General features: G+C 67.4%; 24 protein-coding genes and 3 tRNA genes. 10 read left to right on the top strand and 17 right to left on the bottom strand.

Annotated elements, in window-relative coordinates:
* Window positions 1-128 precede the first annotated feature (128 nt).
* The 5 genes from IB278_RS01480 to IB278_RS01500 form a co-directional block, all read right to left on the bottom strand.
* Window positions 129-1,613, bottom strand: coding sequence for an ABC transporter substrate-binding protein (locus tag IB278_RS01480; RefSeq protein ID WP_192322458.1), 1,485 nt, complete (start codon window positions 1,611-1,613; stop codon window positions 129-131).
* 135 nt (window positions 1,614-1,748) lie between these two features.
* On the bottom strand, window positions 1,749-2,579 hold the full coding sequence (locus tag IB278_RS01485) for an ATP-binding cassette domain-containing protein (protein ID WP_192322459.1): 831 nt from the start codon (window positions 2,577-2,579) through the stop codon (window positions 1,749-1,751).
* Window positions 2,576-3,565, bottom strand: a complete 990-nt coding sequence (locus IB278_RS01490; RefSeq protein WP_192322460.1) for an ABC transporter ATP-binding protein — start codon at window positions 3,563-3,565, stop codon at window positions 2,576-2,578. The genes IB278_RS01485 and IB278_RS01490 overlap by 4 nt, the downstream gene beginning before the upstream one ends.
* Before the next feature lie 5 nt (window positions 3,566-3,570).
* The gene (locus IB278_RS01495; RefSeq protein ID WP_145740333.1) at window positions 3,571-4,446 is read right to left on the bottom strand and encodes an ABC transporter permease; all 876 of its coding nucleotides are present in this window, start codon (window positions 4,444-4,446) and stop codon (window positions 3,571-3,573) included.
* Window positions 4,443-5,393 (bottom strand): ABC transporter permease, encoded by a 951-nt coding sequence (locus IB278_RS01500; protein WP_145740334.1) that lies wholly within the window; start codon window positions 5,391-5,393, stop codon window positions 4,443-4,445. Before IB278_RS01500 ends, IB278_RS01495 begins: the two co-directional genes overlap by 4 nt.
* 63 nt (window positions 5,394-5,456) lie before the next feature.
* Between IB278_RS01500 and IB278_RS01505 the strand changes: the two genes are divergently transcribed.
* Window positions 5,457-5,756 carry a YfhL family 4Fe-4S dicluster ferredoxin gene (locus IB278_RS01505; protein ID WP_192322461.1) on the top strand — a complete coding sequence of 100 codons (300 nt, stop codon included), beginning with the start codon at window positions 5,457-5,459 and terminating at the stop codon, window positions 5,754-5,756.
* On the opposite strand, the gene IB278_RS01510 is transcribed toward IB278_RS01505, so the two are convergent.
* From IB278_RS01510 to IB278_RS01545, 8 genes are all read right to left on the bottom strand, one after another.
* The gene (locus IB278_RS01510; protein WP_192322462.1) at window positions 5,742-6,236 is read right to left on the bottom strand and encodes a hypothetical protein; all 495 of its coding nucleotides are present in this window, start codon (window positions 6,234-6,236) and stop codon (window positions 5,742-5,744) included. The two genes, IB278_RS01505 and IB278_RS01510, sit on opposite strands and share 15 nt — an antisense overlap.
* 51 nt (window positions 6,237-6,287) lie before the next feature.
* The gene (pth, locus tag IB278_RS01515) at window positions 6,288-6,920 is read right to left on the bottom strand and encodes an aminoacyl-tRNA hydrolase (protein ID WP_145740337.1); all 633 of its coding nucleotides are present in this window, start codon (window positions 6,918-6,920) and stop codon (window positions 6,288-6,290) included.
* A gap of 74 nt (window positions 6,921-6,994) precedes the next feature.
* Window positions 6,995-7,663, bottom strand: coding sequence for a 50S ribosomal protein L25/general stress protein Ctc (locus IB278_RS01520; protein WP_145740340.1), 669 nt, complete (start codon window positions 7,661-7,663; stop codon window positions 6,995-6,997).
* 96 nt (window positions 7,664-7,759) lie between these two features.
* Window positions 7,760-8,731 carry a ribose-phosphate pyrophosphokinase gene (locus tag IB278_RS01525; protein WP_145740342.1) on the bottom strand — a complete coding sequence of 324 codons (972 nt, stop codon included), beginning with the start codon at window positions 8,729-8,731 and terminating at the stop codon, window positions 7,760-7,762.
* 140 nt (window positions 8,732-8,871) lie between these two features.
* Window positions 8,872-8,948: transfer RNA gene (locus tag IB278_RS01530), tRNA-Gln, on the bottom strand.
* 66 nt (window positions 8,949-9,014) lie between these two features.
* Entirely contained in the window at window positions 9,015-9,905 is an 891-nt protein-coding gene (gene ispE / locus IB278_RS01535; RefSeq protein WP_192322463.1) for a 4-(cytidine 5'-diphospho)-2-C-methyl-D-erythritol kinase, read from the bottom strand.
* On the bottom strand, window positions 9,902-10,426 hold the full coding sequence (locus IB278_RS01540) for a lipoprotein insertase outer membrane protein LolB (protein ID WP_192322464.1): 525 nt from the start codon (window positions 10,424-10,426) through the stop codon (window positions 9,902-9,904). The genes ispE and IB278_RS01540 overlap by 4 nt, the downstream gene beginning before the upstream one ends.
* A complete protein-coding gene (locus IB278_RS01545; protein ID WP_192322465.1) occupies window positions 10,423-12,267 on the bottom strand; it encodes a tetratricopeptide repeat protein in 1,845 nt (614 codons plus the stop codon). Before IB278_RS01545 ends, IB278_RS01540 begins: the two co-directional genes overlap by 4 nt.
* Before the next feature lie 71 nt (window positions 12,268-12,338).
* On the opposite strand from IB278_RS01545, the gene mutM reads away from it, so the two are divergent.
* The 3 genes from mutM (at window position 12,339) to mutY (ending at window position 16,274) form a co-directional block, all read left to right on the top strand.
* Window positions 12,339-13,151 carry a bifunctional DNA-formamidopyrimidine glycosylase/DNA-(apurinic or apyrimidinic site) lyase gene (gene mutM / locus IB278_RS01550; protein WP_145740350.1) on the top strand — a complete coding sequence of 271 codons (813 nt, stop codon included), beginning with the start codon at window positions 12,339-12,341 and terminating at the stop codon, window positions 13,149-13,151.
* An 89-nt stretch (window positions 13,152-13,240) separates the two neighbouring features.
* Window positions 13,241-15,205 (top strand): dynamin family protein, encoded by a 1,965-nt coding sequence (locus IB278_RS01555; protein WP_192322466.1) that lies wholly within the window; start codon window positions 13,241-13,243, stop codon window positions 15,203-15,205.
* Window positions 15,206-15,212: 7 nt separating this feature from the next.
* Entirely contained in the window at window positions 15,213-16,274 is a 1,062-nt protein-coding gene (gene mutY / locus IB278_RS01560) for an A/G-specific adenine glycosylase (RefSeq protein WP_192322467.1), read from the top strand.
* Window positions 16,275-16,289: 15 nt separating this feature from the next.
* On the opposite strand, the gene rapZ is transcribed toward mutY, so the two are convergent.
* The 3 genes from rapZ to IB278_RS01575 are packed head-to-tail and all read right to left on the bottom strand — an operon-like array spanning window position 16,290 to window position 19,760.
* The gene (gene rapZ / locus IB278_RS01565; protein WP_145740354.1) at window positions 16,290-17,168 is read right to left on the bottom strand and encodes an RNase adapter RapZ; all 879 of its coding nucleotides are present in this window, start codon (window positions 17,166-17,168) and stop codon (window positions 16,290-16,292) included.
* A complete protein-coding gene (gene recN, locus IB278_RS01570) occupies window positions 17,168-18,847 on the bottom strand; it encodes a DNA repair protein RecN (protein WP_192322468.1) in 1,680 nt (559 codons plus the stop codon). The genes rapZ and recN overlap by 1 nt, the downstream gene beginning before the upstream one ends.
* A gap of 1 nt (window position 18,848) precedes the next feature.
* Entirely contained in the window at window positions 18,849-19,760 is a 912-nt protein-coding gene (locus IB278_RS01575; RefSeq protein ID WP_145740358.1) for an NAD kinase, read from the bottom strand.
* A gap of 28 nt (window positions 19,761-19,788) precedes the next feature.
* Between IB278_RS01575 and hrcA the strand changes: the two genes are divergently transcribed.
* The 6 genes from hrcA (at window position 19,789) to greB (ending at window position 23,605) form a co-directional block, all read left to right on the top strand.
* Window positions 19,789-20,796 (top strand): heat-inducible transcriptional repressor HrcA, encoded by a 1,008-nt coding sequence (gene hrcA, locus IB278_RS01580; RefSeq protein WP_145740359.1) that lies wholly within the window; start codon window positions 19,789-19,791, stop codon window positions 20,794-20,796.
* A 32-nt stretch (window positions 20,797-20,828) separates the two neighbouring features.
* A tRNA-Ile gene (locus IB278_RS01585) sits at window positions 20,829-20,905 on the top strand.
* A 64-nt stretch (window positions 20,906-20,969) separates the two neighbouring features.
* Window positions 20,970-21,046, top strand: a tRNA-Arg gene (locus tag IB278_RS01590).
* A 301-nt stretch (window positions 21,047-21,347) separates the two neighbouring features.
* On the top strand, window positions 21,348-21,929 hold the full coding sequence (cysC, locus tag IB278_RS01595) for an adenylyl-sulfate kinase (RefSeq protein WP_225612648.1): 582 nt from the start codon (window positions 21,348-21,350) through the stop codon (window positions 21,927-21,929).
* Between the two features lie 23 nt (window positions 21,930-21,952).
* Complete coding sequence (locus IB278_RS01600; RefSeq protein WP_225612649.1) at window positions 21,953-22,984, top strand: hypothetical protein; 1,032 nt, start codon at window positions 21,953-21,955, stop codon at window positions 22,982-22,984.
* Between the two features lie 39 nt (window positions 22,985-23,023).
* On the top strand, window positions 23,024-23,605 hold the full coding sequence (gene greB / locus IB278_RS01605) for a transcription elongation factor GreB (protein ID WP_145740363.1): 582 nt from the start codon (window positions 23,024-23,026) through the stop codon (window positions 23,603-23,605).
* 16 nt (window positions 23,606-23,621) lie between these two features.
* On the opposite strand, the gene IB278_RS01610 is transcribed toward greB, so the two are convergent.
* Window positions 23,622-25,880, bottom strand: coding sequence for a RelA/SpoT family protein (locus IB278_RS01610; RefSeq protein WP_145740364.1), 2,259 nt, complete (start codon window positions 25,878-25,880; stop codon window positions 23,622-23,624).
* Window positions 25,881-25,912: the final 32 nt, after the last annotated feature.

Consider the following 25,912-nt stretch of genomic DNA (forward strand, 5'->3'; position numbering starts at 1 on the left):
GGCACGAAGGAAGGACACGCAGCACGAAAGATGCCACGCGCGGGCAGCGAGCCATTCTCTCGCAGCGCAGGCTTTGGCGCTGGGCCGCGCAGGGGCTTTTTCCTCGGGACGTTCCCGGATGCCGGACCTCAGCTCCAGGAGAGCGCGGCGATGTCGTTGACGAAGATCGGCGTGTCCTTCCAGAGCCCGCGCAGGCCGCGCGCCGCCACCGTGATGAACTGCGGCTGGTAGAGGAAGACATTGGCCGCGTCCTCGGCCAGCAGGCGCTGCGCATCGCCCAGGTAGCGCAGCCGGTCGGCGGTGCGCGCGCTGTTGCGCGCCTTGTCGAACACCTCGTTGAACCTGGCCGACTGGTAGCCCCAGTAGTACTCGGGCTTGGTGTAGTTCACGAGGTCGAAGGGTTCCACGTGCAGGATCAGCGAGAGGTCGTAGTTTTTGTTGCCGTAGGTGCCGCTGATCCACTGCGCCCACTCGACGTTCTGGATCCTGGCGACGATGCCCACCTTGGCCAGCTGCGCGGCAATGAGCTCGCCGCCCTGCCGCGCATAGGGCGGGGGCGGCAGCACCAGCTCGAGTTCGAGCGGCGTCTTCACGCCCGCCTCGGCCAGGAGCTGCTTCGCCTTCTCGACGTTGTAGGGGTTGATGCCCGTGGTGTCGACGTAGCCCGGCGCGCCCGGCACGTAGTGGCTGCCGATGGGCACGCCGCGGCCGTCCGCGGCGGCCTCGATCACCGCCTTGCGGTCGATGGCCGCGGCAATCGCGCGGCGCACGCGCACGTCGTCGAGCGGCTTGCGCCTGTTGTTGACGGCCAGGATGGTCTTGCCACGCGAGGCATTGAACAGCACCTGGAAGCGCTTGTCGTTCTGGAACTGCGGCAGGCTGCGCGAGACCGAGGCGTGCGGGAACAGGTCGACGTCGCCCGAGAGCAGTGCCGTCGCCTGTGCGGCCGGCTCGGAGATGAAGCGGAAGCTCGCCTTGCGGATCTGCACCGCGTCGGCGTTGCGGTACCCCTCCCACTTGGCGAGCACGATGGCCGAGCCCTTGGCCCAGCCGTCGAGCCGGTAGGGGCCGGTGCCCACGGGCTTGACGGCGTTCGTCTCCACCGTCTTGGGCTCGACCATGATGGCCGAGGCCTGGCCCAGCAGGAAGAGCAGCTCGGGCTCGATCTCCTTGCTGATCAGCACCACCGTGTGCTGGTCGACCACCTGTGTGGCGATGTTGGTGAAGGTGCGCTTGTCCTTGTTGGTGCTGTTGGCCGCAGCGGCGCGGTCGAACGAGAACTTGACGGTGTTGGCGTCGAAGGGCTCGCCGTTGTGGAACCTGACGCCGCGCCGCAGCTGGAAGGTGCAGGTCTTGAGGTCGGGCGAGACTTCCCAGCGCTCGGCCAGCAGGGGCGAAACGCTGCCGTCGGAATTGATCTTCGTGAGCGTCTCGAAGACGTTGTAGAGCACCACCTCTGCAATCTCGGCACCGGCCTTGGCCGTGGGGTCGAGCCCGGTGGGCTCCAGCGTGAGCGCCAGCACCAGCGCGTCCTTTTTTCTTTGCGCGAAGGCGGTTGCCGGCAGCGCCAGGGCTGCGGCGCCAGTGGCCAGCAGGGTGCGTCGTTTGAGCATGAAGCGGTGTCCTCGGAACAAGGGGGCAGGCATCTTGCGCGAGAGAGGGCGGCCGCGCAACCAGATGCTTATGACCCACTCATCCTAGGGTCGGCGCGCGAAGCTTCGATGTCAGGCCACCGCCCGGCGGAGTGTTCAGGCCGCCAGCAGCGTGCCGCCGGCGGGCGTGCGCGGCACCGCCTCGAGCAGCGTGCGCGTGTACGGATGCTGCGCATGGCGGAACAGCTCGCCGGGCGGGCCCTGCTCGACGATCTTGCCTTTCCACACCACGCAGACCTCGTCGCACAGATGGTTCACCACCGCAAGGTCGTGGCTGATGAGCAGGTAGCTCACGCCGAACTGCTGCTGCAGGTCCTGCATGAGGTTGAGCACCTGGGCCTGCACCGACACGTCGAGCGCGCTCACGGGCTCGTCGGCCACGATGAGCTTGGGCCGCGTGATGAGCGCGCGCGCAATCGCGATGCGCTGGCGCTGCCCGCCCGAGAATTCGTGCGGGTACTTGTCCATGTCGGTGGTGCGCAGGCCCACGGCGGCCAGCGCCTCGGAGGCGCGCTCGCGCTGCTCGGCGCGGCTGGATTCGGCCAGCGCTTCGAGTGGCTCGGCGACGATGCGCGCCACGGTCTGGCGCGGATCGAGCGAGCCGTAGGGGTCCTGGAACACCATCTGGAAGTCGCGCCGCGCCGTGCGCAGCTCGCCCTTGGGCAACCGATGCAGGTCGCGGCCCAGCATGCGCACGCTGCCCGAGGTGGGCGTGTCGAGCGCCATCACCAGGCGTGCGATGGTCGACTTGCCCGAGCCCGATTCGCCCACGATGCCCAGGCTGCGGCCCGCTGCGACGCTGAAGCTGACGCCGTTGAGCGCCTTCACCAGCGGCGGCGGCCCGAAGAGCTTTTCGCGCGGCAGGGCGTAGTGGCGAACAAGGTCCGTCACCTCGAGCAGGGGCTGCGTGCTGGTGGGCTGATTCATGGTGCCAGGGCGCCTTCTGCGGCAATTTCCTCGAGCCGGATGCAGCGCACCGCGTGCGCGTGCCGCAGCACGGTGGGTGGCGGCCGCATCGTGTGGCAGGCATCGACCGTGTACTTGCAGCGGCCCGCAAAAGGGCAGCCCGGCGGCAGGTCGACCAGTTCGGGCACGCTGCCCCGGATGGTGGCCAGGCGAATGCCGCGCGGCGCGCCGAGCGCCGGCCGCGCCGCGAACAGGCCCTGCGTATAGGGATGCGCGCGTTCGGCAAACACGATTTCGGTCGGGCCGCTCTCGACCACGCTGCCGCCGTACATCACCAGCATCTTCGAGACGCTCTGCGCAATCACGCCCAGGTCGTGCGAGATCAGGATCAGTGCCATGCCGCGCTCCGCGACCAGGCCCTGGATCAGTTCGAGGATCTGCTTCTGGATGGTGACGTCCAGCGCCGTGGTGGGCTCGTCGGCAATCAGCAGGTCGGGGCCGCAGGCCAGCGCCATGGCGATGCCGATGCGCTGGCGCTGCCCGCCCGAGAACTGGTGCGGATAGGCATCGAGCCGCGAAGCCGCATCGGGAATGCCCACGCGCTCGAGCAGCGCCAGCACTTCCTTGCGCGCTGCGGCGCCCGTGAGCCCGCGGTGCAGCCGCAGCGGCTCGCCGACCTGCCGCGCAATGGTGTGCACCGGGTTCAGCGCCGTCATCGGCTCCTGGAAGATCATGCCGATGCGGTTGCCGCGGATCTGGCACATGGCTTTTTCGTCGCGGCCGACGAGCTCGGCGCCGTCGAAGCGGATGCTGCCGCTGACCTCGGCGGTCGACGGCAACAGGCCCATCAGCGACATCACCGTGATCGACTTGCCGCAGCCCGACTCGCCCACGATGCCCAGCGTTTCGCCGCGCTCGAGCGTGAAGCCGATGCCGCGCACGGCCTCGGCGGGGCCGCGCTGCGTTTGCAGTTTGACATGCAGGTCCTGGACTTCGAGAAGAGGCATATCGCTTAGCGGGCGCGCGCAAGGCGCGGATCGAGCAGGTCGCGCAGCCCGTCGCCGAGCAGGTTGAGACCGAGCACCGCCATGGCAATGGCCATGCCGGGGAACACCGCGAGCAGCGGTGACTGGAACATCATCGTCTGCGCCTCGCTGAGCATGCGGCCCCACGAGGGCTGCGGCGGCTGCGTGCCCAGCCCGAGGTAGGAAAGGGCGGCCTCGGCCAGGATGGCGATCGCGAAGCGGATCGTGATCTGCACGATCAGCACCGCCGAGATGTTGGGCAGCACATGCTGCATCGTGATGGCGAACGAACCCTTGCCGCAGGCGCGCGCGGCCGCCACGTACTCGCGCGACCAGATGGCATTGGCCGAGGCGCGCGTGATGCGGGCAAAGGTCGGGATGTTGTAGATGCCGATCGCGATGATCGCGTTGACGATGCCGGCGCCGAACACCGCCGTCATCATGATGGCCGACAGGATGGCCGGAAACGCGAGCGAGAAATCGGTGAGCCGCATGATCGCTTCCTCGACCCAGCCGCGCCGCGCCGCTGCGAGCAGGCCCAGCGCCGTGCCGACGACAAGGCCGATGCCCACCGCGATGACGCCCACCAGGATGGACGCCCGCGCGCCCACGAGCAGCAGCGAGGCCACGTCGCGTCCAAAGGTGTCGGTGCCCAGCCAGTGCGCGCCCGAGGGCGGCTTGAGCTTGCTGGCCATGTCCATCTCGTAGGGCGACCAGGGCGTCCACACCAGCGAGACGGCGGCCGCCAGCAGCAAGAGCAGCGTCAGCACGCCGCCGAGCACGAAGCTGCGGTGCCTGAGCGCGCGGCGCCAGAAGCCCGGCACCTTGAGCGCCGCTGCGCTCGGAGCGGTTATCGCGGTCATATGTCGCTCGCCTTGATGCGCGGATCGATCACGGCATAGAGCACGTCGACCACGAAATTCACGATGACCACCAGGGCCGCGAGCAGCATCACGCAATTGCGCACCACGATCAGGTCGCGGTTGCTGATGGCCTGGAAGATCAGCCGGCCCAGGCCCGGCAGGTAGAACACGTTCTCCACCACGATGGTGCCGGCCAGCAGCTCGGAAAACTGCATGCCCATGACCGTGACCACCGGGATCATCGCGTTGCGCAGCACATGGGTCCAGAGCACCGCGCGTTGCGAAACGCCCTTGGCCCGCGCCGTGCGCACGAAGTCTTCGCGCATCACCTCGAGCACCGCCGAGCGCGTGATGCGCGCGAGGATCGCGGCCTGCACCACCGCCAGCGACAGCGCCGGCAGCAGCAGGGACTTGAGGCCCGCGAAGATGCCTTCGCCCCAGCCCTCGAAGCCGCCGGCCGAGAACCACTGCAACTGCACCGAGAACACCAGGATCAGCAGGATCGCGAACCAGAAATTGGGAATGGCGATGCCCACCTGCGTGAGCCCCATCAGGCCCACGTCGCCGAGCTTGTTGTGGCGCGCGGCGGCGGTCACGCCCACCAGCAGCGCGAGCACCGTGGTGAAGGCCATCGCGAGCAGCGCGAGCGGCACGGTCAGCGCGAGGCGTTCGAGGATGAGGTCGAGCACCGGCGAGCTGTAGGCGTAGCTGTCGCCCAGGTTGCCGGTCAGGAGGCCCGCGATCCAGTGCCAGTAGCGCGTCCAGGCCGGCTGGTCGAGCCCGAGCTTGGTGGCCAGGGCGGCGACCGCCTCGGGCGCGGCGTCGGGCCCCATGAGCATCTGCGCGGCATTGCCGGGCAGGATCTCGAGGACGAGGAAGACGATGACCGAGGCGCCGATCAGCGTACCGATCAGCGTGGCGAGGCGCTTGAAAATGAACAGGCTCATGGGGCGGGGCGCAGCATAACCCGACTCGTGCAACAACCGTGCCTTGTTCGCGATAATCGGGGCATGGCTCTCATGATCACCGACGAATGCATCAACTGCGATGTCTGCGAGCCCGAGTGCCCGAACGATGCGATCTACATGGGCGCGGAGTTCTACGAGATCGACCCGCACAAGTGCACCGAATGCGTCGGCCACTTCGACGAGCCGCAGTGCGTGCAGGTCTGCCCGGTGGCGTGCATCCCGATCAACCCGGCGCACGTGGAAAGCCGCGAAACGCTCTGGCAGAAGTTCGAGCGGCTCGCCGCGGCCAAGGCAAAGGCCGCGGCCGCCGAGCCGCCTCAGGCGCCCTCAGCCGGCGCCTGAATCATTCCGCTTTTTCCTGCGGCTGTTGCCTTGCGCGGCGGCAGGCCTGTCGTTGGCCGCACCGCTGAAGCGCGGGCTCGATTTGCGGGGTTCCGCGCCGAGTCTCTGGGCGCGCGCCCGCGCCAGCTGTTCGGAAGACGCGAGCCGGCGTTCGGCCATGGCGGCCTGCCGGGCATCGTGCGCCGAGCGGCGGCTGCGCTCGTAGGCCTCTTTTTCCTGCGACAGGCGGATGCGCTCGAGCTGGTCGGCGCGCTGCTCGGCGCGGCGCGTGGCGGCATCGGCCGCGCGGCGGTCCGCCTCGGTGCGCGCGTCGTCCAGCGCCAGCTGCTTTCCGCCTTCGCAGGGACGGTCCGTGTAGGTGTTGCCGCAGCGGTAGGTCTCGGACCTTCCCTGCGCCGCGGCGGGCATCCAGAAAGTGCCGCAGGCCGCCAGAAGCAAGGCGGCACCCATTGCTTTCCTGGCCCTGGTCTTATTTTTCATTTCTTTTTCTCTCCCTTTTCTTTTCTCTCCCGCGCTCTCGTGGCCGGCTGACTAGGCTGTAGCGGGTGTGCCTCCGTCGCCGGGCTCCCGCCGCGGCGGTTTGGGCCGGGGCGGTTTGCTCGTGTGGATGATCAAGGTGGCTTTTTCCATTTCGCCCGCCACCAGCGCGGGCGCCGCGTGCAGCGTGCGCACGATCGCGTCCTCGATGGCTTCGCGCTGTTCCTTGAGCGGCTTCTTGAGCACCCAGTTGATGACCTCCGACTTCACGCCGGGGTGTCCGATGCCCAGGCGCAGGCGCCAGTAGTCGCCGGTGCCCAGCTGCGCATGGATGTCGCGCAGGCCGTTGTGGCCCGCATGGCTGCCGCCGAACTTGAGCTTGGCCTGGCCGGGCACCACGTCGAGCTCGTCGTGCACCACGAGGATTTCCTCGGGCGCGATCTTGAAGAAGCGCGCAAGCGCGCCCACCGATTTGCCCGACAGGTTCATGAAGGTCTGCGGCTCCAGCAGCCAGACGCTTTGCCCGTCGATGTTCGCGCGCGCCGCAAGGCCGTGGTAGCTGCGCTCGGGCACGAGGTTGAGCTTCCAGTCGCGCGCCAGGGCGTCGATCCACCAGAAGCCCGCGTTGTGCCGGGTGGCTTCGTATTCAGGCCCCGGATTCCCGAGGCCGACAAACAGCTTGATCATGAGGGGAATTATCTCGCCGCCCAAAAAGCAGAAGGCCCGCACGAGGCGGGCCTTCTGCAGGGACGCGAGAGAAATTACTTCTTCGCGGCGGGCTTTGCCGTCTTGGCGGCAGGCTTGCCACCGGCTGCTGCTGCGCCTTCGGCAGGTGCTGCACCTTCGGCGGCGGGGGCCGGCTCTTCGGAGACCAGCGGCGGCACGGCCGACACGATGACGGGGTTCAGCTTGCCGTGGCTCACGAACTTCACGCCCTTGGGCAGCTTGATGTCGCTCACGTGCAGCGTGGCGTTCTTCTTGAGGCTCGAGAGGTCCACCTCGATGAACTCGGGGAGGTCGGCCGGGAGGCAGCTGACTTCGAGTTCGTTCATGACGTGGGTCACGAGGTTGTGGTCGAGCTTAACGGCGTCGGACTCTTCTTCACCCTTGTAGTGAAGCGGCACCTTCATGTGCATGCGGGTCTTGGCGTCGACGCGCTGGAAGTCGATGTGCTGCACCAGCTGGCGGAACGGGTGGTACTGCACGTCGCGCAGCAGCACCTTGCTGGTGGCGCCGCCGAGTTCCATTTCGAGGATCGACGAGTGGAAGGCTTCCTTCTTGAGGGCGTGCCACAGCGCGTTGTGATCGAGCTCGATCAGCTGGGGCTTGCCTTCACCACCGTAGACGATACCGGGCGTCTTGCCCGAGATGCGGAGACGGCGGCTCGCACCCGTGCCCTGCTTGGCGCGCTCAAAAGCGACGAATTTCATAACAACTCCTGTAGGAGTCCACCGCGACCAGTGCGACTCCGGTTCAACAAGGGCGCCATTCCAAAAAAGGAAGGCGGCGCCCGCTTTTTGCCCAGATCAGAACAGGTTGTCCTGGTCCGAGAACAAACTCATGACCGACTCGCCCTTGGCAATGCGCTGGATCGTCTCGGCGATCAGCGGTGCCACGGAGAGCTGGCGGACCTTTCCGCACGCCAGGGCGCTGTCGGAGAGGGGAATGGTGTTGGTCACGACCACTTCGTCGAGTGCGGAGTGGGTGATGCGCTCGATGGCCGGGCCCGAGAAGATCGGGTGCGTGCAATAGGCGTAGACGCTTTTCGCGCCGCGCTCCTTGAGCACTTCGGCCGCCTTCACGAGCGTGCCGGCGGTGTCGATCATGTCATCCATGATCACGCAGTTGCGGCCGTCGATTTCGCCGATCACGTTCATGACCTCGCTCACGTTGGCCTTGGGACGGCGCTTGTCGATGATGGCGAGGTCGCAGTTCAGTTGCTTGGCCAGCGCGCGGGCGCGCACCACGCCGCCGACGTCGGGCGAGACCACGATCAGGTCTTCGTAGTTCTTCTGGCGCAGGTCGCCCAGCAGCACCGGCGACGCATAGATGTTGTCGACCGGGATGTCGAAGAAGCCCTGGATCTGGTCGGCGTGCAGGTCCATCGTGAGCACGCGCTCGACGCCCACGGTTTCGAGCAGGTTGGCCACCACTTTGGCCGAGATCGGCACGCGGCTCGAACGCGGGCGGCGGTCCTGGCGGGCATAGCCGTAGTAGGGAATCACCGCGCTGATCCGCTCGGCCGAGGCGCGCTTGAGCGCGTCGACCATGATCAGCAGTTCCATCAGGTTTTCGTTGGTCGGTGCGCAGGTCGACTGCACCACGAACACGTCGCGCGCCCGGACGTTCTGATTGATCTCGACGGTGACTTCGCCGTCGGAGAAACGTCCAACGCGCGCGGCACCCAGCGAGGTACCGAGGTTCTGCGCGATTTCTGCGGCGAGGCCAGGATTGGCGTTGCCGGTGAAAACCATGAAATCAGGGTGATTAGCCTGCATGAGCGCGTCCCGGCAGTGCGAATTGGCTTTTAGGAAGCCGCCAAAGAGTTCGAGTCGTGGCAGCCCGAGGGCCACCGATTATTGCAGCGGGCATGCTGCAAAAGAAGCACTGCGGCCGGTGGGCCGCAGTTTGAAGAGTTTGGCAGGGGAGAAAGGATTCGAACCTTTGCATGCTGGAATCAAAATCCAGTGCCTTAACCAGCTTGGCGACTCCCCTACACGGGTCGATGGCTTTCGCCACAAACCGATATGTCGCATCGGACCCATGAGAGTCCGACTATCTTCAGGTCGCCCATCCCCAAAGTGGATGAACGGCCAGGTTGCTGCATTGGCGAACCTGCCAGCCCGGTGGGGCTTTTGCCAGTTCCGCTTCCTGCGGCGCTTGCGGCATTTTCGCGAAAACCGAACTTCCCGAGCCGGTCATCCGGGCTTTCAATCCTTGGGCGCCGAGCCATTCGATGGCGTCGGCGACCGCGGGGCAAAGCCGCTGGGCAACCGGCTGCAGGTCGTTGTGGCCGAAGTCGAAAACCTTGAAAGCGCTGCTTTCGGGGTTTGGGGCTTCAAGCTGTTCGCTATCTGCAGCAAAGCCCGAGATTATAGCAACAGGAGTGGCACGTTGAAGGTCGGGCGCAGAAAAAATTAGCTTTGTGTCGAGTCCCTGGGGTGGCTTGGCCACCACGAACCGTGCGGAAGGGATGTCCACGGGCCTGATTTTCTCGCCGATTCCCTCGACCCAGGCATTGCGCCCGCCCAGGAAGAAGGGCACGTCGGCACCGAGTTTCACGCCGATCTCGGCCAGGCGCGAGAGCGGCAGGTTCAGCCCCCACAGGCGGTTCAGCGCCAAGAGGCAGGTGGCGGCGTCCGAGGAGCCGCCGCCCATGCCGGCCTGCGCCGGCACCTGCTTGGCAACGCCGATGTGGGCGCCCTGGCCGGGCGCCGCATGCGCCTGCAGCGCCCGCGCCGCGCGCAGCACAAGGTCGTCGGGCGGCAGTTCGGTCGTGAGGTCTTCGCGGCTGAGCTGGCCGTCGCTGCGGAGTTCGACGTGGAGCGTGTCGCACCAGTCGATCAGCATGAAGACCGACTGCAGCAGGTGGTAGCCGTCTTCGCGCCGGCCGGTGATGTGCAGGAAGAGGTTGAGCTTGGCCGGTGCGGGAAGGTCGTAGATCGCCTTCATGACCGCTCGAAGACGATGCGCAGGTCCGCCGTGGGGCCGGGGGACTCGCGGGTGGCCTGCAGGCGGCCGTTCGCAACCTGCGCGAGGTCGGGGCGCCAGCCCGGCACGCGCTCGTCGCGGCCCGCGAGCCAGCCGAACAGCGCACCGACCGGTATGGCCGCGCCGGTGGCGGCCTCGATCAGTGCATCGACCGAGTCGAAGCGCCGGGTCTCGCTGCCGTTCTTGAGCAGGGCTTCGCCGGGCGACCAGTGCAGCTGGGCCAGGGTGCTGCCGATCGGGCTCGTGAGCGAGAGCTCGCCCGCCTCGGGGGAGCCGCGCAATTCGAACAATGCCGAGAAGGTCTGTACCGGCTGGCTGTCGATGCGCAGCGACATGCGGCCGCTCCAGCTGTCCGCGCTTCGGGGTGCGGAGGAGCCGCCCGCCAGCTGGGCGCAGCCGGCGATCGAGAGCAGCGCGGCCCCGCCCGCGAGGAGGAGGGCGCGGCGGCCCCCGTCGGCAAGGCGGGGGGCGGGCACGCTCACGGCTTGACCCGCAGGCGCTTGAGCGTTTCCTGCAGGGTCTCGTTCTCGGCATCGCTCAGCAGGGCTTCCTTCCAGATCGTGACCGCACGGTCCTTCTGGCCGGTGGCCCAGAGCACCTCGCCGAAATGCGCGCCGATTTCCGGGTCGGGCCGGGTCTTGTAGGCTGTCTCGAGGATGCGAATGGCCTCGGTCGTGTTGCCCAGCCGGAATTCCACCCAGCCCAGGCTGTCCGCGATGAACGGGTCTTCAGGCGCCAGCTGCACGGCCTTCTGGATCAGCGTGCGGGCCTCGTCGAGGCGGATCTTGCGATCGGCAAAGGAGTAGCCGAGCGCGTTGTAGGCGTTCTGGTTCTCGGGCTTGAGCTCGATCAGCTTGCGCAGCAGCCGCTCCATCTCGTCGAGGCGGTTGAGCTTTTCGGCCACCATGGCCTGGTCGTAGACGAGGTCGCTGTCGTTCGGGGCAGCGGCGGAAGCCTGCGCCAGCATGTCGTAGGCCGCCTGGTACTGCTTGGCATCGCGCAGCAGCTGTACTTCGGCGAGGAATTTCTGCTTCTTGTCTTCGGGCGTGCGCTCGGGCAGGCCGCGCACGAGTTCGCGCGCCTGCGGCAGCTTGCCCTGGCGCGCCAGCAGGCCCGCGCGGCGCGTCTGCGCGACCACGAGGTCGTCGGTGCTGTCGACGCGTGCGAGCCAGCGCTCCGCGGCCGTGAAGTCCTTGCGGCGCTCCGCCAGCTGCGAGAGGACGAGGTAGGCCTGCGTGGTGCCGCGCTGGCGGTCGTCCGGGTCTTTCTGGTTGGCCGCCAGCTCGATGTAGCGCTTGAGCGACGTTTCGGCCGCCGCGTCCTGCCGGGCCTGCGCCTGCAGGCTGCCGAGCAGCAGCCAGGGCTCGGCCAGTTCGGGCCGCGCCGCGGTGAGCGCCTGCAGCTGCGCGGTGGAATCCGCATAGCGCCGGTTCTCGACCAGCACGCGCGCGTAGGCGATGCGCAGGTCGGGTGGCGCCTTGGGGTTGTTGGCCAGGTAGCGCGTGACGATCGGCTCCGCGAGCGGCTGGCCGGGGTCGATCATCTCGAGCGCGAGCGCGGCCGGTGCATCGGAGGCGGGGTCCATCTGCTGGCCCTTGAACGCGGCGTCCAGGGCGCCGGAGGTGTCGCCGGCATTCAGACGCATGCGGCCGATGGTGGCCCAAGCCAGCGCGCCGGTGGCCGGGCTCTTGAGTTCGTCGGACAGCGCCTGCTCGACCACCGAGGCGGCCTGCTTCTTGTCGGAGGCGCGCGAGTAGTTGCGCGCGATCACCGCCATCAGCATCGGCTTCTCGATCTGCGGCGTGGCGGCGATCTCGGCCCGCAGCGGCTCCACCGTTTCGCCGATGCGGTTGAGCGCGATCAGTATCTGCAGCTCGATGCGCCGTGCATCGCGCGAGTTGGGCAGCGTCTCCTGCCAGGCACGAGCGGCCGCGAGCGCCGCGTCGCCGGAGCGCGACTGCAGCGCGATCTCGACCGCGCGCTGGAACAGCTTGCCGTCGCGCAGCCGCCGGGCCGCGTCGAGCACCAGCGCATAGCCCGATCCGGGATCGCCGGAGCGCGCAGTCATCTCGCCCATCAGGATTTCGTAGAACAGCTCGGCCGTCAGTGCGGAGGGCTGGGCCTCGGGGTCGCCGGCCGGCTTCGCGGCGGCTGCGGCCGGCGCCGGCCTGGTCCCGGGGCGGGATGGTGCCGGCCGTTCGATGGCGGGGGCCGGGCCCTTGGGCGCGGCGGGATCGGAGCTTTGTGCCTGGGCGGCACAAGCCAGCAACACGACGAAAGACGCGGCCGCCGCAAGGCGGTGTCGGCGGAGCGATGGAATCATCGAACCATAATAATCCAAGCTTTTGAGCGAGCACCGCGTGGGGCTTCGTTGCAGCCCGGAGTTTTTATTTCATGCCTGAGCTTCCTGAAGTCGAAGTGACGCGGCGCGGTTTTGCCGAACGCATCGCCGGTGCACGCATAGCTGCGGTCCGCATCGGCAAGCCCTTGCGCTGGGCGCTGATGGTGGTGCCCGAGGCGCTGGTCGGGCGCCGCGTGCTGCAGGTGCGCCGGCGCGGAAAGTACCTGCTGATCGACCTGGACCGCGGCCTGCTGCTGCTGCACCTGGGCATGTCGGGCAGCCTGCGCTTCGATGCGGCGCTGCCTCCGCCGGGCGTTCACGATCACTTCGATCTGGTGACCGAGCTCGGCACGCTGCGGCTGAACGATCCGCGCCGCTTCGGCGCCGTGGTCTACGTGGAAGACGAGGCCGCGCCATGGGCCATCAAGCTGCTCGGCGGCCTCGGCATGGAGCCGCTGGGCGACGCTTTCGACCTGGACGCGTTCCACGCAGGCCTTCGCAAGCGCAAGGCCGCGGTGAAACAGGTGCTGCTCGCGGGCGACGTGGTGGTGGGCGTTGGAAACATCTACGCGTCAGAGGCCTTGTTCCAGGCCGGCATCCGGCCCACGCTTTCGGCTGCGCGCATCAGCCGGCCGAGGGCGGCCCGGCTCCATGCGGCCGTGCGCGAAATCCTGGCCAGGGCGGTCGAGAAGGGCGGCAGCACGCTGCGCGACTTTTCCAATGTGGACGGGCAGAACGGCTATTTCCAGCTCGAGGCCACCGTCTACGGGCGGGCCGGCGAGCCCTGTCGGGTCTGCGCAACGCCCATCCGGCTGCTGCGCCAGGGGCAGCGTTCCACTTACTATTGTCCGAATTGTCAAAAATAGTGTCTTAGCCGCCAGGTTGGCATATCCTGCAATCGCCTGCTTCCCAGTTTGCAATGCTATATTTGTAAGTTCTTTCTTACATATTTCCCTTGAGCCGCTCTTTCAATCAACAACTCGATCAGCACGGTGCCTGGCGAAGCAATTTCGCGCACCGCCTGCAGTGGCTGTCCCGCTGGCTGACCGAGAACGAGCTGCTCGACCAGGCGGTGGCCGAGCGCCTGCGCGGCCTCGAGCTGCAGATCCGCACCAGCAAGGTCATGGTGGCCTTCGTGGCGGAGTTCTCGCGCGGCAAGTCGGAACTCATCAACGCGATCTTCTTCGCGGCCTACGGTCGCCGCATCATGCCGGCCAGCGCCGGGCGCACCACGATGTGCCCGACCGAGCTGGGCTACGACGCCGCGCTGTCGCCCAAGCTGCGGCTGCTGCCGATCGAGACCCGCCTGGAGCCCCATTCGCTTACGCACTGGCGCGAAAAGGCCGCGCGCTGGACCGAAATCGCGATCGACGTGGCCAATGCCGACCAGCTGGCCCAGGCCATGAGCAAGGTGGCCGAGGTGCGCTGGGTCAGCAAGGACGAGGCGCACGCGCTGGGCTTCTGGAACGAGGAGACGCCGGACGACAACCCCGTGCAGGACGCCGAGGGCCGGGTCGAGATTCCGCGCTGGCGCCATGCCATCCTGAACATGCCGCATCCGCTGCTGGAGCAGGGGCTGGTGATTCTCGACACCCCGGGCCTGAACGCCATCGGCGCCGAGCCCGAACTCACGGTGAGCCTGATCCCGCAGGCGCATGCCGTGGTCTTCATCCTGGGCGCCGAAACCGGCGTCACGCGCTCCGACCTGTCGATCTGGCGCGAGCACCTGGTCACCGAAAGCGAAGGCAGCGACACGCGCTTCGTGGTGCTCAACAAGATCGACACGATGTGGGACTCGCTGAGCACGCCCGCGCAGATCGAACTGCAGATCGAACGCCAGCGCGAGGTCGCGGCCAAGTTCCTCGAGGTGCCGCTGGTGCAGGTGCTGCCGGTGTCGGCGCAGAAGGGCCTGCAGGCAAAGATCCAGCGCGATGCGCGGCTGCTCGACGCGAGCCGGTTGCCGGCCTTCGAGACGCTGCTCGCGGAAGGCGTGCTCGGCAAGCGCGAAACCATGCTGCGGCTCGCGGTGGATGCCGGCATGGTGGCATTGCGGACCGAGGCCGAGCGCATCCTGAAAGTGCGCCAGCGCGACCTGTCGGAGCAGGCGCTCGAGCTGCAGGGATTGCGCGGCAAGAACGTGTCGGTCATCCGGCACATGCGCGCGCGCATCGACCAGGAACAGACCGAGTTCGAGGGCAGCAACACGCGCATCCTTGCGCTGCGTTCCGTGCAGGGCAAGCTGCTGCGCGAGGTGTACGCCGTGCTCGGCCGCACTGCGCTGAAGGAAGACATGGTGCGGCTTTCGGCTGCGCTCAAGCGCCCGGGCGTCAAGTTCAACGTGCGCAAGGTGTACGGCGAGACCTTCGACTCGCTGCGCAACAACCTGCGCGAAGTGCAGGCGACGACGGCCGAGATCCAGTCGATGCTGCACGCCACGTTCCGCCAGCTCAACGCGGAGCAGGGCTTTACCCTGCAGGCGCCCGCCGAGCCCGACCTGACGAGCTTCGAGCAGGAGCTCAGCCAGATCGAGCGCAGCCACATCCACTACCTGGGCGTGGGTAATCTGCTGAAGCTCGCGCAGGCGGACTTCTGCGACAAGCTGGTGCGGGCGCTCGCAAGCCGGCTGCGGCTGGTCAACGAAGCGGCCATGACCGAGGTCGAGCGCTGGAGCAAGGGCGCCAGCGCCCAGATCGATGCGCAGCTGAAGGAGCGCCGCCGCAATTTCAGCAAGCGCATCGAGGCGATCGAGCGCATCCAGAATGCGGCTGGCAACCTCGATGAACGACTGCTCGAGCTGGCCCAGCAAGAAAGCAGCCTGGCCGAGCTGCAGCTTCGGCTCCATGAATTCACCTCGGCCATTGCGCAACAGGGAAGGCCGGCAGCCGCTGCCGCCGTCGGCGAGCTGCGTGCGGCGGCCTGATCGTCCGGTGCCGGCTGCGGCCGTGCAGCCCCAGGCGCCGGCCGATTTTGCCGAGCGCGTCGTGGCCTGGCAGCGCAGCCACGGGCGCAGCGCGCTGCCTTGGCAGAACACGCGGGATCCCTACCGCGTGTGGCTGTCGGAGATCATGCTCCAGCAGACCCAGGTCTCGACCGTGCTCGGGTACTTCGCGCGCTTTCTCGAACGCTTTCCGACCGTGCGGGCGCTGGCCGACGGCACCGAGGACGAGGTCTTCGGGCTCTGGAGCGGCCTGGGCTACTACAGCCGTGCCCGCAACATGCACCGCTGTGCGCAGGAGGTGGTGGCGCGCTTCGGCGGCGAATTTCCGCGCACGGCCGCCGAGCTCGAGACCCTGCCCGGCATCGGCCGCTCCACTTCCGCGGCGATCGCGGCCTTCTGCTTCGGCGAGCGGGTCGCGATTCTCGACGGCAACGTCAAGCGCGTGCTGACGCGCGTGCTCGGCTTCGGCGGCGACATGTCTTCGTCGGCGCAGGAACGCGCACTGTGGGACCGGGCCACCCGGCTGCTGCCGCCGGCCGAACAGAAGGAAGCGATCGCGAGTTACACGCAGGGCGTGATGGACCTGGGCGCCACGGTCTGCCTGCCGCGCAAGCCAAGCTGCATGATCTGTCCGCTGAACAAGACATGCGTGGGGCTGCGCGAAGGCCAGCCGGAGCGCTACCCGGTCAAGACGCGCAAGCTCAAGCGCAGCGCCCAGTCGCTCTGGGCGCTGCTCGCGCGCGATGCGCAAGGCCGGGTCTGGCTGGAGAAGCGGCCGGCCAAGGGCATCTGGGCCGGGCTCTACTGCCCGCCCGTGTTCGAGAGCCGCGAAGCGCTGTTGGCCGCGCTGCCGCCGGCGGCGCTGGCGGGCGCCCGGGACCTGCCCCCTTTCGTGCATGTGCTGACCCACAAGGACCTGCACCTGCACCCGGTCCTGCTTCAGGACAGCCAGCCGCAAGGCGATGCCGCACGCTGGGTGGATGCCCAGGAGTGGGGCCGGCTGGGGCTGCCGGCGCCGATGCGCAAGCTGCTCGAGAGCAGCGCGGACTAGCCGGCGGACACGGGCTCAGCCCGCGTCGAGTTCGCGGTGCCGCTTGAGGGCGACCCAGCGGGCTCCGAAGGCCCGCGCGAGCTGCTCGACCAGGAACACCGAGCGGTGCTGGCCGCCCGTGCAGCCGATGGCCACGGTCACGTAGCTGCGATGGTCCCGCGCCAGCGCATCGAGCCAGCGCGAGAGGAACTGCTCGATGTCGTCGTACATGCGCGCGACGTCGTCGTGCTCGCGCAGCCATTCGACCACCGGCGCATCGCGCCCCGTGAGCGGCCGCAGCGCGGGCACGTAGTGCGGATTGGGCAGCATGCGCACGTCGAACACGTAGTCGGCATCCAGCGGCACGCCGCGCTTGAAGGCGAAGGATTCGAACACCAGCGTCAATGCGCTGCTCTGCGGCGCCGAGATCAGTGCCTTGATGTAGCTCTGCAGCTGGGCCGGCCGGATGAGGCTGGTGTCGATCACGTCGGCGCCGTCGCGCAGGTCGGCCAGCAGCTCGCGCTCGAGTTCGATGGCCTGCACCAGCACGCGCTCCTGTTCGGGCACGTCGTTGCGGCCCTCCTGGCGCGACAGCGGATGGCGCCGGCGGGTTTCCGAATAGCGCCGCAGCAGTGCGTCGGTGGTCGCGTCGAGAAAAAGCGAGCGCAGCGACACGCCGTCCTGCCGCAAGGCCTCGAGCTGCTGCGGGACGATCGGCAGCGACACGCCGCTGCGCACGTCCATCGCAATGGCCACGCGCGTGGCCTGCTGTTCGTGCTGCAGCGCGATGAAGGCCGTCAGCAGTTCGGGCGGCAGGTTGTCGACGCAGTAGTAGCCGGCGTCTTCCAGCGCATGCAGCGCCACCGACTTGCCCGAGCCCGACATGCCGGTGATGAGCACGAGGTCGAGGTCCATCACAGCGCCGCCGAAGTCTTGTGGCCCAGCATTTCACGGGCATGCGCCAGCGAGGTCTGGGAAAGCTTCTCGCCGCCGAGCATGCGGGCGATTTCACGGGCGCGGGTGTCGTCGTCGAGCCGCGAGACGCCGCTTTCGGTGCGCGGGCCGTCCTGGCCGATGGCCGTGGTCTGGCGCTTGGCCACCACCAGGTGGTGGTCGGCGCAGGCGGCGACCTGCGGCAGATGGGTGACCGCCAGCACCTGGCGATCGCGCCCGAGCTGCTTCATGAGGCGGCCCACGGTCTCGGCCACGGCCCCGCCGACGCCGGCATCGACCTCGTCGAAGATCAGCGTCTGCGCGGCGCCGAGCTGGCTGGTCGTGACCGCGATGGCCAGGGCGATGCGCGAGAGTTCGCCGCCCGAAGCCACCTTGCCGATGGGGCGCGGCGTGCTCCCGGGATGGCCGCTCACGAGAAAGGCAACGTCTTCGAGACCCGCGCGGCCCGGCTGCGCCAGCGGCTGCAGCTCGACCTCGAAGCGCCCGCCCTGCATGCCAAGCCCCTGCATCGCCTGCGTGACCGCGTCGGACAGCCGCGGGGCGGCCAGCTTGCGCGCCTTGGCGAGCGCCTTGGCTTCCTTCATGTAGGCCTGCTGCGCAGCTTGCTCGGCGCGCTCCAGGCCTGCGAGATCGCTCTGCGCGTCGAGCGCCTGCAACTCGGCCTGCCAGCCGGCCAGCAGCGCCGGCAGGTCGTCCGGCGTGCGTTTATAGCGGCGCGCGAGCGACATCCACAGCCCCATGCGCTCGTCGAGCTCGGCCAGCTGCTTGGGATCGGCCTCAGCGTCGCGCAGGTAGCTGTGCAGCGTGTGGGCGGCATCGGAAGCCTGGGCGACGCTGGAGGCCAGCACCTCGCCGAGGGCGCGGAATTCGGGCTCGATGTGCTCGCAGTTCTGCAGCAGCGTGACGGCGCGCGACAGCGCGGCGAGGGCGCCGTTGTCATCGTCTTCGAGCGCCTGGCTCGCGCCCTGCGCCGCGTCGATCAGCGCCTGCGCATTGGAGACGCGCGCGTGCTGGGTCGAAAGCTCTTCCCACTCGCCTTCGGCCGGCGCCAGCTTCATGACTTCGGCGATCTGCCATTGCAGCCGCTCGCGTTCGCGCAGCAGGGAGTCCTGTGCCGAGCGCGCATGGTCGAGCGCGGAAAGCGCCTGGCGCCAGCTCTGCCAGGCCGCGTCCAGCGCATCGGTGCGCACGCCGGCATAGGCGTCGAGCAGGCCGCGCACGGCCTCGGGGCGCGTCAGGCTTTGCCATGCATGCTGGCCGTGGATGTCGAGCAAACGGTCGCCGAGCTCGCGCAACTGGGTGGCGGTGGCCGGGCTGCCGTTGATCCAGCCGCGGCTGCGGCCCTGCAGGTCGACGGTGCGGCGCAGCAGCAGGGCGTCGCCGGTTTCGAATCCGCCCTCATCGAGCCAGGCCGCAAGCGCCGGGTCGGCGTCGAATTCGGCGCTGACGTCGAGCCGTTCGGCGCCTTCGCGCACCGCGCCCGCGTCGGCCCGGTTGCCGAGCGCCAGCTGGAGCGCATCGATCAATATCGACTTGCCCGCGCCGGTCTCGCCGGTCAATACCGTGAAACCTGCCGACAGGTCGAGTTCGAGTGATCGCACGATCACGAAGTCGCGCAATGCGATGCGTCGCAGCGCCATGTCAGGAGCCCCCTTCGTTCCAGTGAAGTTTCTTGCGCAGCGTGTCGAAATAGCTCCACCCGCGTGGGTGCAGGAAGCGCACGCGGAAGTCGGATCGGCGCACCACCACGCGATCGCCGATCGCGAGCGATGCCAAGGACTGCATGTCGAAATTGGCGCTGGCGTCGCGCCCCGCCACCAGTTCGATCACGATCTCGTCGGCGTCGGGCAGCAGCACCGGGCGGTTCGACAGCGTGTGCGGCGCAATGGGCACCAGCACCCAGCCCGGCACCGCCGGATGCAGCAGCGGCCCGCCGGCCGAGAGCGCATAGGCCGTCGAACCCGTGGGCGACGCGATGATCAGGCCGTCGGCGCGCTGGTTGGCCACGAAATGCCGGCCCACCGAAACGCGCAGCTCGACCATGCCCGAGGTGGCGCCGCGGTTGACCACCACGTCGTTCATGGCCAGCGCATCGAACACCGAGGCACCGTCGCGCATCACCTGCGCATGCATGAGGCTGCGGTGGTCTTCCTCGTATTCGCCGGCCAGCATCGGAATCAGCGTGGCCTGGTAGTTGTCCAGCGGAATGTCGGTGATGAACCCGAGCCGGCCGCGGTTGATGCCGATCAGCGGGATCCCGTAGCAGGCAAGCTGCCGGCCGATGCCCAGCATGGTTCCGTCGCCTCCCACCACCAGGCCCAGATCGCAGCGCTGGCCGATTTCCTCGACGCTCAGCGGCTGGTAGCGGCCGCCGACGCTGGCGTGTGCATCGGCCTCCTCGGCCGCCGATTTTTCGACGAACACCTCGCACCCTTGCGATTCCAGGAAGGCGCCGATATCTTCCATCACGCCGTCGCGGGCATCGGCCTGCGCCCGGGCGCCTGAAGCCTGGTATTTGCCGATCAGCGCGACGTGACGAAAGCGGGAAGTCATCTACAAATTACAACACTAAAATCTTGCAATGCTGGACGACCGTGCCAAGTTGCTCCTCAAGACGCTGGTCGAGCGTTATATCGCCGAAGGCCAACCGGTCGGGTCGCGGACTTTGTCGCGCGCCCCGGGCCTTGACCTGTCTCCCGCGACCATCCGCAACGTCATGTCCGACCTGGAGTCGCTGGGGCTGATCGCGAGCCCGCACACCTCGGCCGGACGCATTCCCACCGCGCGCGGCTACCGGCTGTTCGTCGACACCATGCTCACGGCGCAGCGCGAGCAGATGAACACACCAAGCCTTGCGCCAGACCAGCCGCAGAAGGTGATTGCCAACGCGGCCAACCTGCTGTCCAACCTGTCGCAGTTCGTCGGCGTCGTCATGGCGCCGCGGCGGGCTTCGGTCTTCAAGCAGATCGAGTTCCTGCGGCTTTCGGACCGGCGGCTGCTGGTGATCATCGTTTCGCCCGACGGCGACGTGCAGAACCGCGTGATCTTTCCGGAGGCCGATTACACGCAGTCGCAGCTGGTGGAAGCATCCAACTACATCAATGCTCACTACGCGGGCCTGACCATCGAGCAGGTGCGCGACCGCCTGCAGTCCGAAGTCGAAAAACTGCGTGGCGAGATTGCCGCGCTGATGCAGGCGGCGGTCAAGGTCAGTTCCGAAGTGCTCACCGAGGCGCAGGAAGACGACGTGGTGATATCCGGCGAGCGCAACCTGCTTTCCGTCACCGATTTTTCGAGCGACATGGGGCAGCTGCGCCGTGCCTTCGAGCTCTTCGAGCAGAAGGCGCAGCTCATGCGTCTGCTCGATGTGTCGAGCAAGGCCGAGGGTGTGCGCATCTTCATCGGCGGCGAGAGCCAGGTGGTACCGATCGAGGAGCTTTCCATCGTCAGCGCCAACTACGAGGTCGACGGGCAGGTGGTGGGCACGCTGGGCGTGATCGGCCCGACCCGCATGCCTTATGAGCGCATGATCCAGATCGTCGACATCACCTCGCGGCTGGTCAGCAATGCGCTGAGCCACCGCAAGTGAGCGGCGCCGCGAATAGAATCGTGGCCTCTCGTGGGCCGTTAGCTCAGCTGGTTAGAGCAGCGGACTCATAATCCGTTGGTCGATGGTTCAAGCCCATCACGGCCTACCACCTGCATTCATTTCTGAGCTTGGTCCGCCAAGAGCCAAAAATGGATGCTATAATCGATAGCTGTGCGGCTGTAGCTCAGTTGGATAGAGTACTTGGCTACGAACCAAGGGGTCGTGGGTTCAATTCCTGCCAGCCGCACCACTCTTTGAAGGGTTAGGACATTACGTGTCCTAACCCTTTTTCTTTTTGCGCGCCTCTCTGCGGAATCTTTTTCCGTTCAACGAGATCACTGGCAATGTTCCCGTTCCGGGGCTCCGTGCGATGCGGCCGATCCTGCGCCAGACGCTCTCGACCTTCGGGTGTTGTTGAGGCATTCTTGCTGTTCACCGGAGGAGCCGGAAGAAAACGGGCCGCTTGAGAACCTTCGTCTTCCTTCACGCCGGGTGAGCCCCTGTCCTGGGGCGCCGCGTCCGGCCAGACCTGTTTTTCGATGCCAGAACAGTTGCAGAATCCCGACGACGATCGTCCTGCCTCGACAACACTGCGGCCGCCTCCCGTCATTTGGCTCACGGGGCTGTCCGGCGCGGGAAAGTCCACCATCGCCGCTGCCTTGCAGCCCTTGCTGCGCGCCAGGGGCGTGGGTGCCGTGCGGCTGGACGGCGACGAGGTCCGCGAGGGTTTGAACCGCGGGCTCGGCTTCAGCGCGGAAGACCGCCACGAGAACATCCGCCGCATTGCCCACATCGCGCGGCTGTTGAACGAGCAGGGCATCGTGGCAATCGTTGCCGTCGTTTCACCGCTGCAGGCGCTCAGGGAGCTCGCACGCTCGATCGTCGGCCCTTCGTACCACGAGGTCTTCGTGCATGCGCCCTTGGAAGTCTGCGAGCGGCGCGACCCCAAGGGGATGTACGCGCGAGCGCGGCAGGGCGCGATTACGCGCTTCACCGGCGTGTCCGACACCTTCGAAGCCCCGGCAAACCCTGCTCTCACCGTCGACACTTCCAGTTGCGATGTCTCCGTCGCGGTGGAGCAGATCATGGCTTCGCTGGAAGGACCGGCGCCAACCCGGACGCTGCACGGATGACGCCTGCAAGAAAAAACCACCTGATGATTGCCGGCACGGGGCGCGCCGGCACCACCTTCCTCGTTCAGTACCTGGCGGCTTGCGGGCTGGATACGCACCTTGCCAGGCATCCGGCAGCGAGCACCTATAACGAGGACGCCAACGCGGGGCTCGAGGACCTGCCGTTCGACAACCCCGAGCTGCCCTACGTCATCAAGTCGCCCTGGCTGCATGCCTACGCCACGCGCCTGCTCGCGGATCCGTCCATCGCGCTCGATGCGGTGATCTTTCCGATGCGCAGCATCGTGGAAGCCTCTGCCAGCCGCGTGGTCAACGAACTGCGTGCGCGGTATGCCATGGAAGGCCTGCCGGACGATTGCCGGCTTTGGGAGTCGTGGGGGACCACGCCGGGCGGCATCGTCTATTCGCTCAACCCGATCGACGAAGCGCGCCTTCTTGCGCTGGGCTTTCATGAATTGATGCACACGCTGGTCAAGCACGACGTGCCGCTGGTGATGCTCGACTTCCCGCGTCTCGTCGAGGACCCGGCGTACCTCTATGACAAGCTGCATCCGGTCCTCGGCGCGAAGGTCGACAGGGAACGGGCACTGTCGGCTCATCGGGAGACGGCGGTGCCGTCGAAGGTCCGGGTGGGCAGGGAGCTTGCTGCCCACACCGCGCAGGCGCCCGGCATCGAATTTCCTTCCCAGGCCACCCTGGACCGCGTGGCGATCAAGCGCGAGCTCGACAAGGCCGTGTCCGAGCGTGCGGTTCTCCAGCGGAAACTCGATGAGGCGATGGCCGGCCGCGCCGGGCAGCAGCGCGAACTGGATGAGGCCATTGCCGGCCGTGCGGCCTGCCAGCATCAATTGAGCGGGGCGATCGCCGAAGGTGTTTTGCGGCAGCGTGAACTGGATGAGTTACAGCGCAGCCATGCCGTTCTGGCGCAGGACCTGGAGCGCGCGAGATTGCGCGCCTCGCACCTGGAAGCGCAATGCGCGGCACTGCGGACCTCAAACTCGTGGCGCGTGACGGCGCCGCTGCGTGTCCTGTCGCGAATGCTGAAAATACGGTGAAAAGCCCATCCCTTCCTTGAGACCAGAGGTTCTACCAAGTTGAGCAAAGCATTCACCAAGGAAACCGAGAGCGACGGTGACGACGACGGCGGCGAAAGCACCGCGCCCGCGCTGCCGAGCGGCAGCAAGAACTACATGACGCCGGCCGGCTATGCCCGGCTGCGCGACGAACTGCTTCAGCTGATGGACGAAGAGCGGCCGAAGGTTGTCGAGGCGGTGCACTGGGCCGCCAAGAACGGCGACCGCTCCGAGAATGGCGACTATCTCTACGGCAAGAAGCGGCTGCGGGAGATCGATCGGCGCATCCGTTTTCTCACCAAGCGGCTCGAAATCGCCGAAGTGACCGATCCCTCGGTCCATCATGGCAGCGACCAGGTGTTCTTTGGCGCGACGGTGCGCTATGTCGACGAGACCGGCGACGAGCGCAGCGTGACGATCCTGGGCATCGACGAGGCGGACAGCGCGCAGTCGCAGGTCAGCTGGATTTCCCCGATCGCCCGCGCGCTGCTCAAGTCGCGTGAAGGCGACGTGGTGAAGCTCGTGACGCCGGGCGGTGCCCATGAGGTCGAGCTGTTGTCGGTCAGCTATCCGGCGCCACCGGGCGCGGGCACGGCGCGCTAGCCTTCCTGCCCGCCGGTCAGGGCGCGGGAACCGTTCTTGCGGCGGTCAGCACCGAGGCCGTGCGCCGCGCGGCGCGCAGCACGCTGTCGAGGTGGGTGCGGTCGCGCACGGCAATCACGAAGCGCAGGTCGGTCGAATCCTGCGGCGTCTCGTCGGCCATTTCGACGTGCGTGATGTCGGCTTCGGCGTCCGCCAGGGTCGCGGCCACGCGCGCGAGCACGCCCTTGTCGTTGCGCACCGTGATGACCACGCCGGTTTCGAAGGTGCGGGTCGGTTCGTCCGCCCATTCGACCGCGAAAAAACGCTCGCTGTCCTTGTGGCGCAGGCGCTGGCCCACGCCGCAGGACTCGGTGTGCACGACCAGCCCTTCGCCATGGCCGAGGTAGCCGATGATCTCGTCGCCCGGAATCGGCCGGCAGCACAGCGCAAAGCGCACCGACGAGTTCTCGCTGCCGTCCAGCGTGACGGCGCCCTGGGAAATGGTTTCGTGCGAGATGAAGCGCTCGCGGCTCAGCAGCAGCGCATCGGGCCGCTCGCCGAGTTCGGACAGCATGGCCACCAGCCGCTTTGCCACGATGCTGGCAATCCGCTTGCCCAGGCCGATGTCGGTCAGCAGCTCGGCGCGCGTGCGGTTGCCCGTGAAGCGCAGCAGCTTTTCCCACAGCGCCTGGTGCTCGGCATCCTCGGCCGGCAGCTTGCTGAGGCCTTCGGCGCGCAGCGCCTGCGCCAGCAGCTTCTCGCCCAGGCCTTCGGATTCGGCATGGGCCAGGGTCTTCAGGTAGTGGCGGATCTTGGAGCGCGCCCGGCCGGTTCGCACGAAGCCGAGCCACGCGGGATTGGGCGTGGACACGGGCGCGGTAATGACCTCGACCACGTCCCCGTTCTTGAGCTCCGTGCGCAGCGGCACCTGGTCGCCGTTGATGCGTGCCGCGGAGGTGTGGTCGCCGATGTTGCTGTGGATGGCGTAGGCAAAGTCGACCACCGTGGCGCCGCGCGGCAGTGCCAGGATCTGGCTCTTCGGCGTGAAGACATAAACGGCGTCCGGAAACAGGTCGACCTTGACGTGGTCCCAGAACTCGGCGGCGTCGCGGGTTTCGTCCTGGATGTCGAGCAGCGACTGCAGCCACTTGGTGCCGAGCCGGTCGTTGCTGGCCGCATTCGGCTCGGCCGCCTTGTAGAGCCAGTGCGCCGCCACGCCCGATTCGGCCACCACGTGCATGGCCTCGGTGCGCAGCTGGAATTCCACGTTCACGCCGGCCGGGCCCACCAGCGTGGTGTGCAGCGACTGGTAGCCGTTGAGCTTGGCGATCGCGATGTGGTCCTTGAACTTGCCCGGCAGCGGCTTGTACATCTGGTGCAGGATGCCCAGGCCCGTGTAGCAGGCGATCACGTTCGGCACGATCAGGCGAAAGCCGTAGATGTCGGTCACCTGGGCGAAGCTCAGGTGCTTCTCCTCCATCTTGCGGTAGATCGAATAGAGCGTTTTTTCGCGTCCGGCAATGCGCAGCGTCATGTTGGCGTTGGCAAAGGCGGTCTCGACCTCGCGCTGCACCTTCTGGATCAGGTCGCGGCGGCGCCCGCGCGCCTTGGCCACGGCCTTGGACAGGGTGGCGTAGCGCCAGGGTTTCAGGTGGCGGAACGACAGCTCCTGCAGTTCGCGGTAGGTCTGGTTCAGGCCCAGCCGGTGCGCGATGGGCGCGTAGATCTCGAGCGTTTCGCGCGAGATCCGGGCCCATTTCTCGCGCGGCGCATCGTCGAGCGTGCGCATGTTGTGCGTGCGGTCGGCCAGCTTGACCAGGATGACCCGCACGTCGCGCGCCATGGCCAGCAGCATCTTGCGGAATGATTCGGCCTGGTTTTCCTCGCGGGTATTGAACTGCAGCTTGTCCAGCTTGGTGAGCCCGTCGACCAGTTCGGCCACCGGCGCGCCGAAGCGCTCGATCAGTTCGGGCTTGGTGACCCCGCAGTCCTCGATGGCATCGTGCAGCAGGGCGGCCATCAGCGCCTGGGCGTCGAGCTTCCATTCGGCGCACTGCGCCGCCACGGCGATGGGGTGGGTGATGTAGGGCTCGCCGCTGTTGCGCAGCTGGCCCAGGTGGGCTTCGTCGGCAAAGCGGTAGGCGCGGCGGACCAGCTCGGTGTCTTCGGGGCTCAGGTAGTCGAGCCTGGCGGTCAGCGCGGCAAAGCTCGCGGCAGCCGCATTCAGCGCCGCCGGACTCGGCTTGGGCGTGCCCCCCGCGGGGGCATGGGACTGATGTTTGGCAACCGCGCTCATGGCTACCACTTTAGCGTGACCGCTCTATGGAC

It is taken from the genome of Variovorax sp. VRV01 (assembly GCF_014852545.1).
GTDB lineage: Bacteria > Pseudomonadota > Gammaproteobacteria > Burkholderiales > Burkholderiaceae_C > Variovorax > Variovorax beijingensis_A.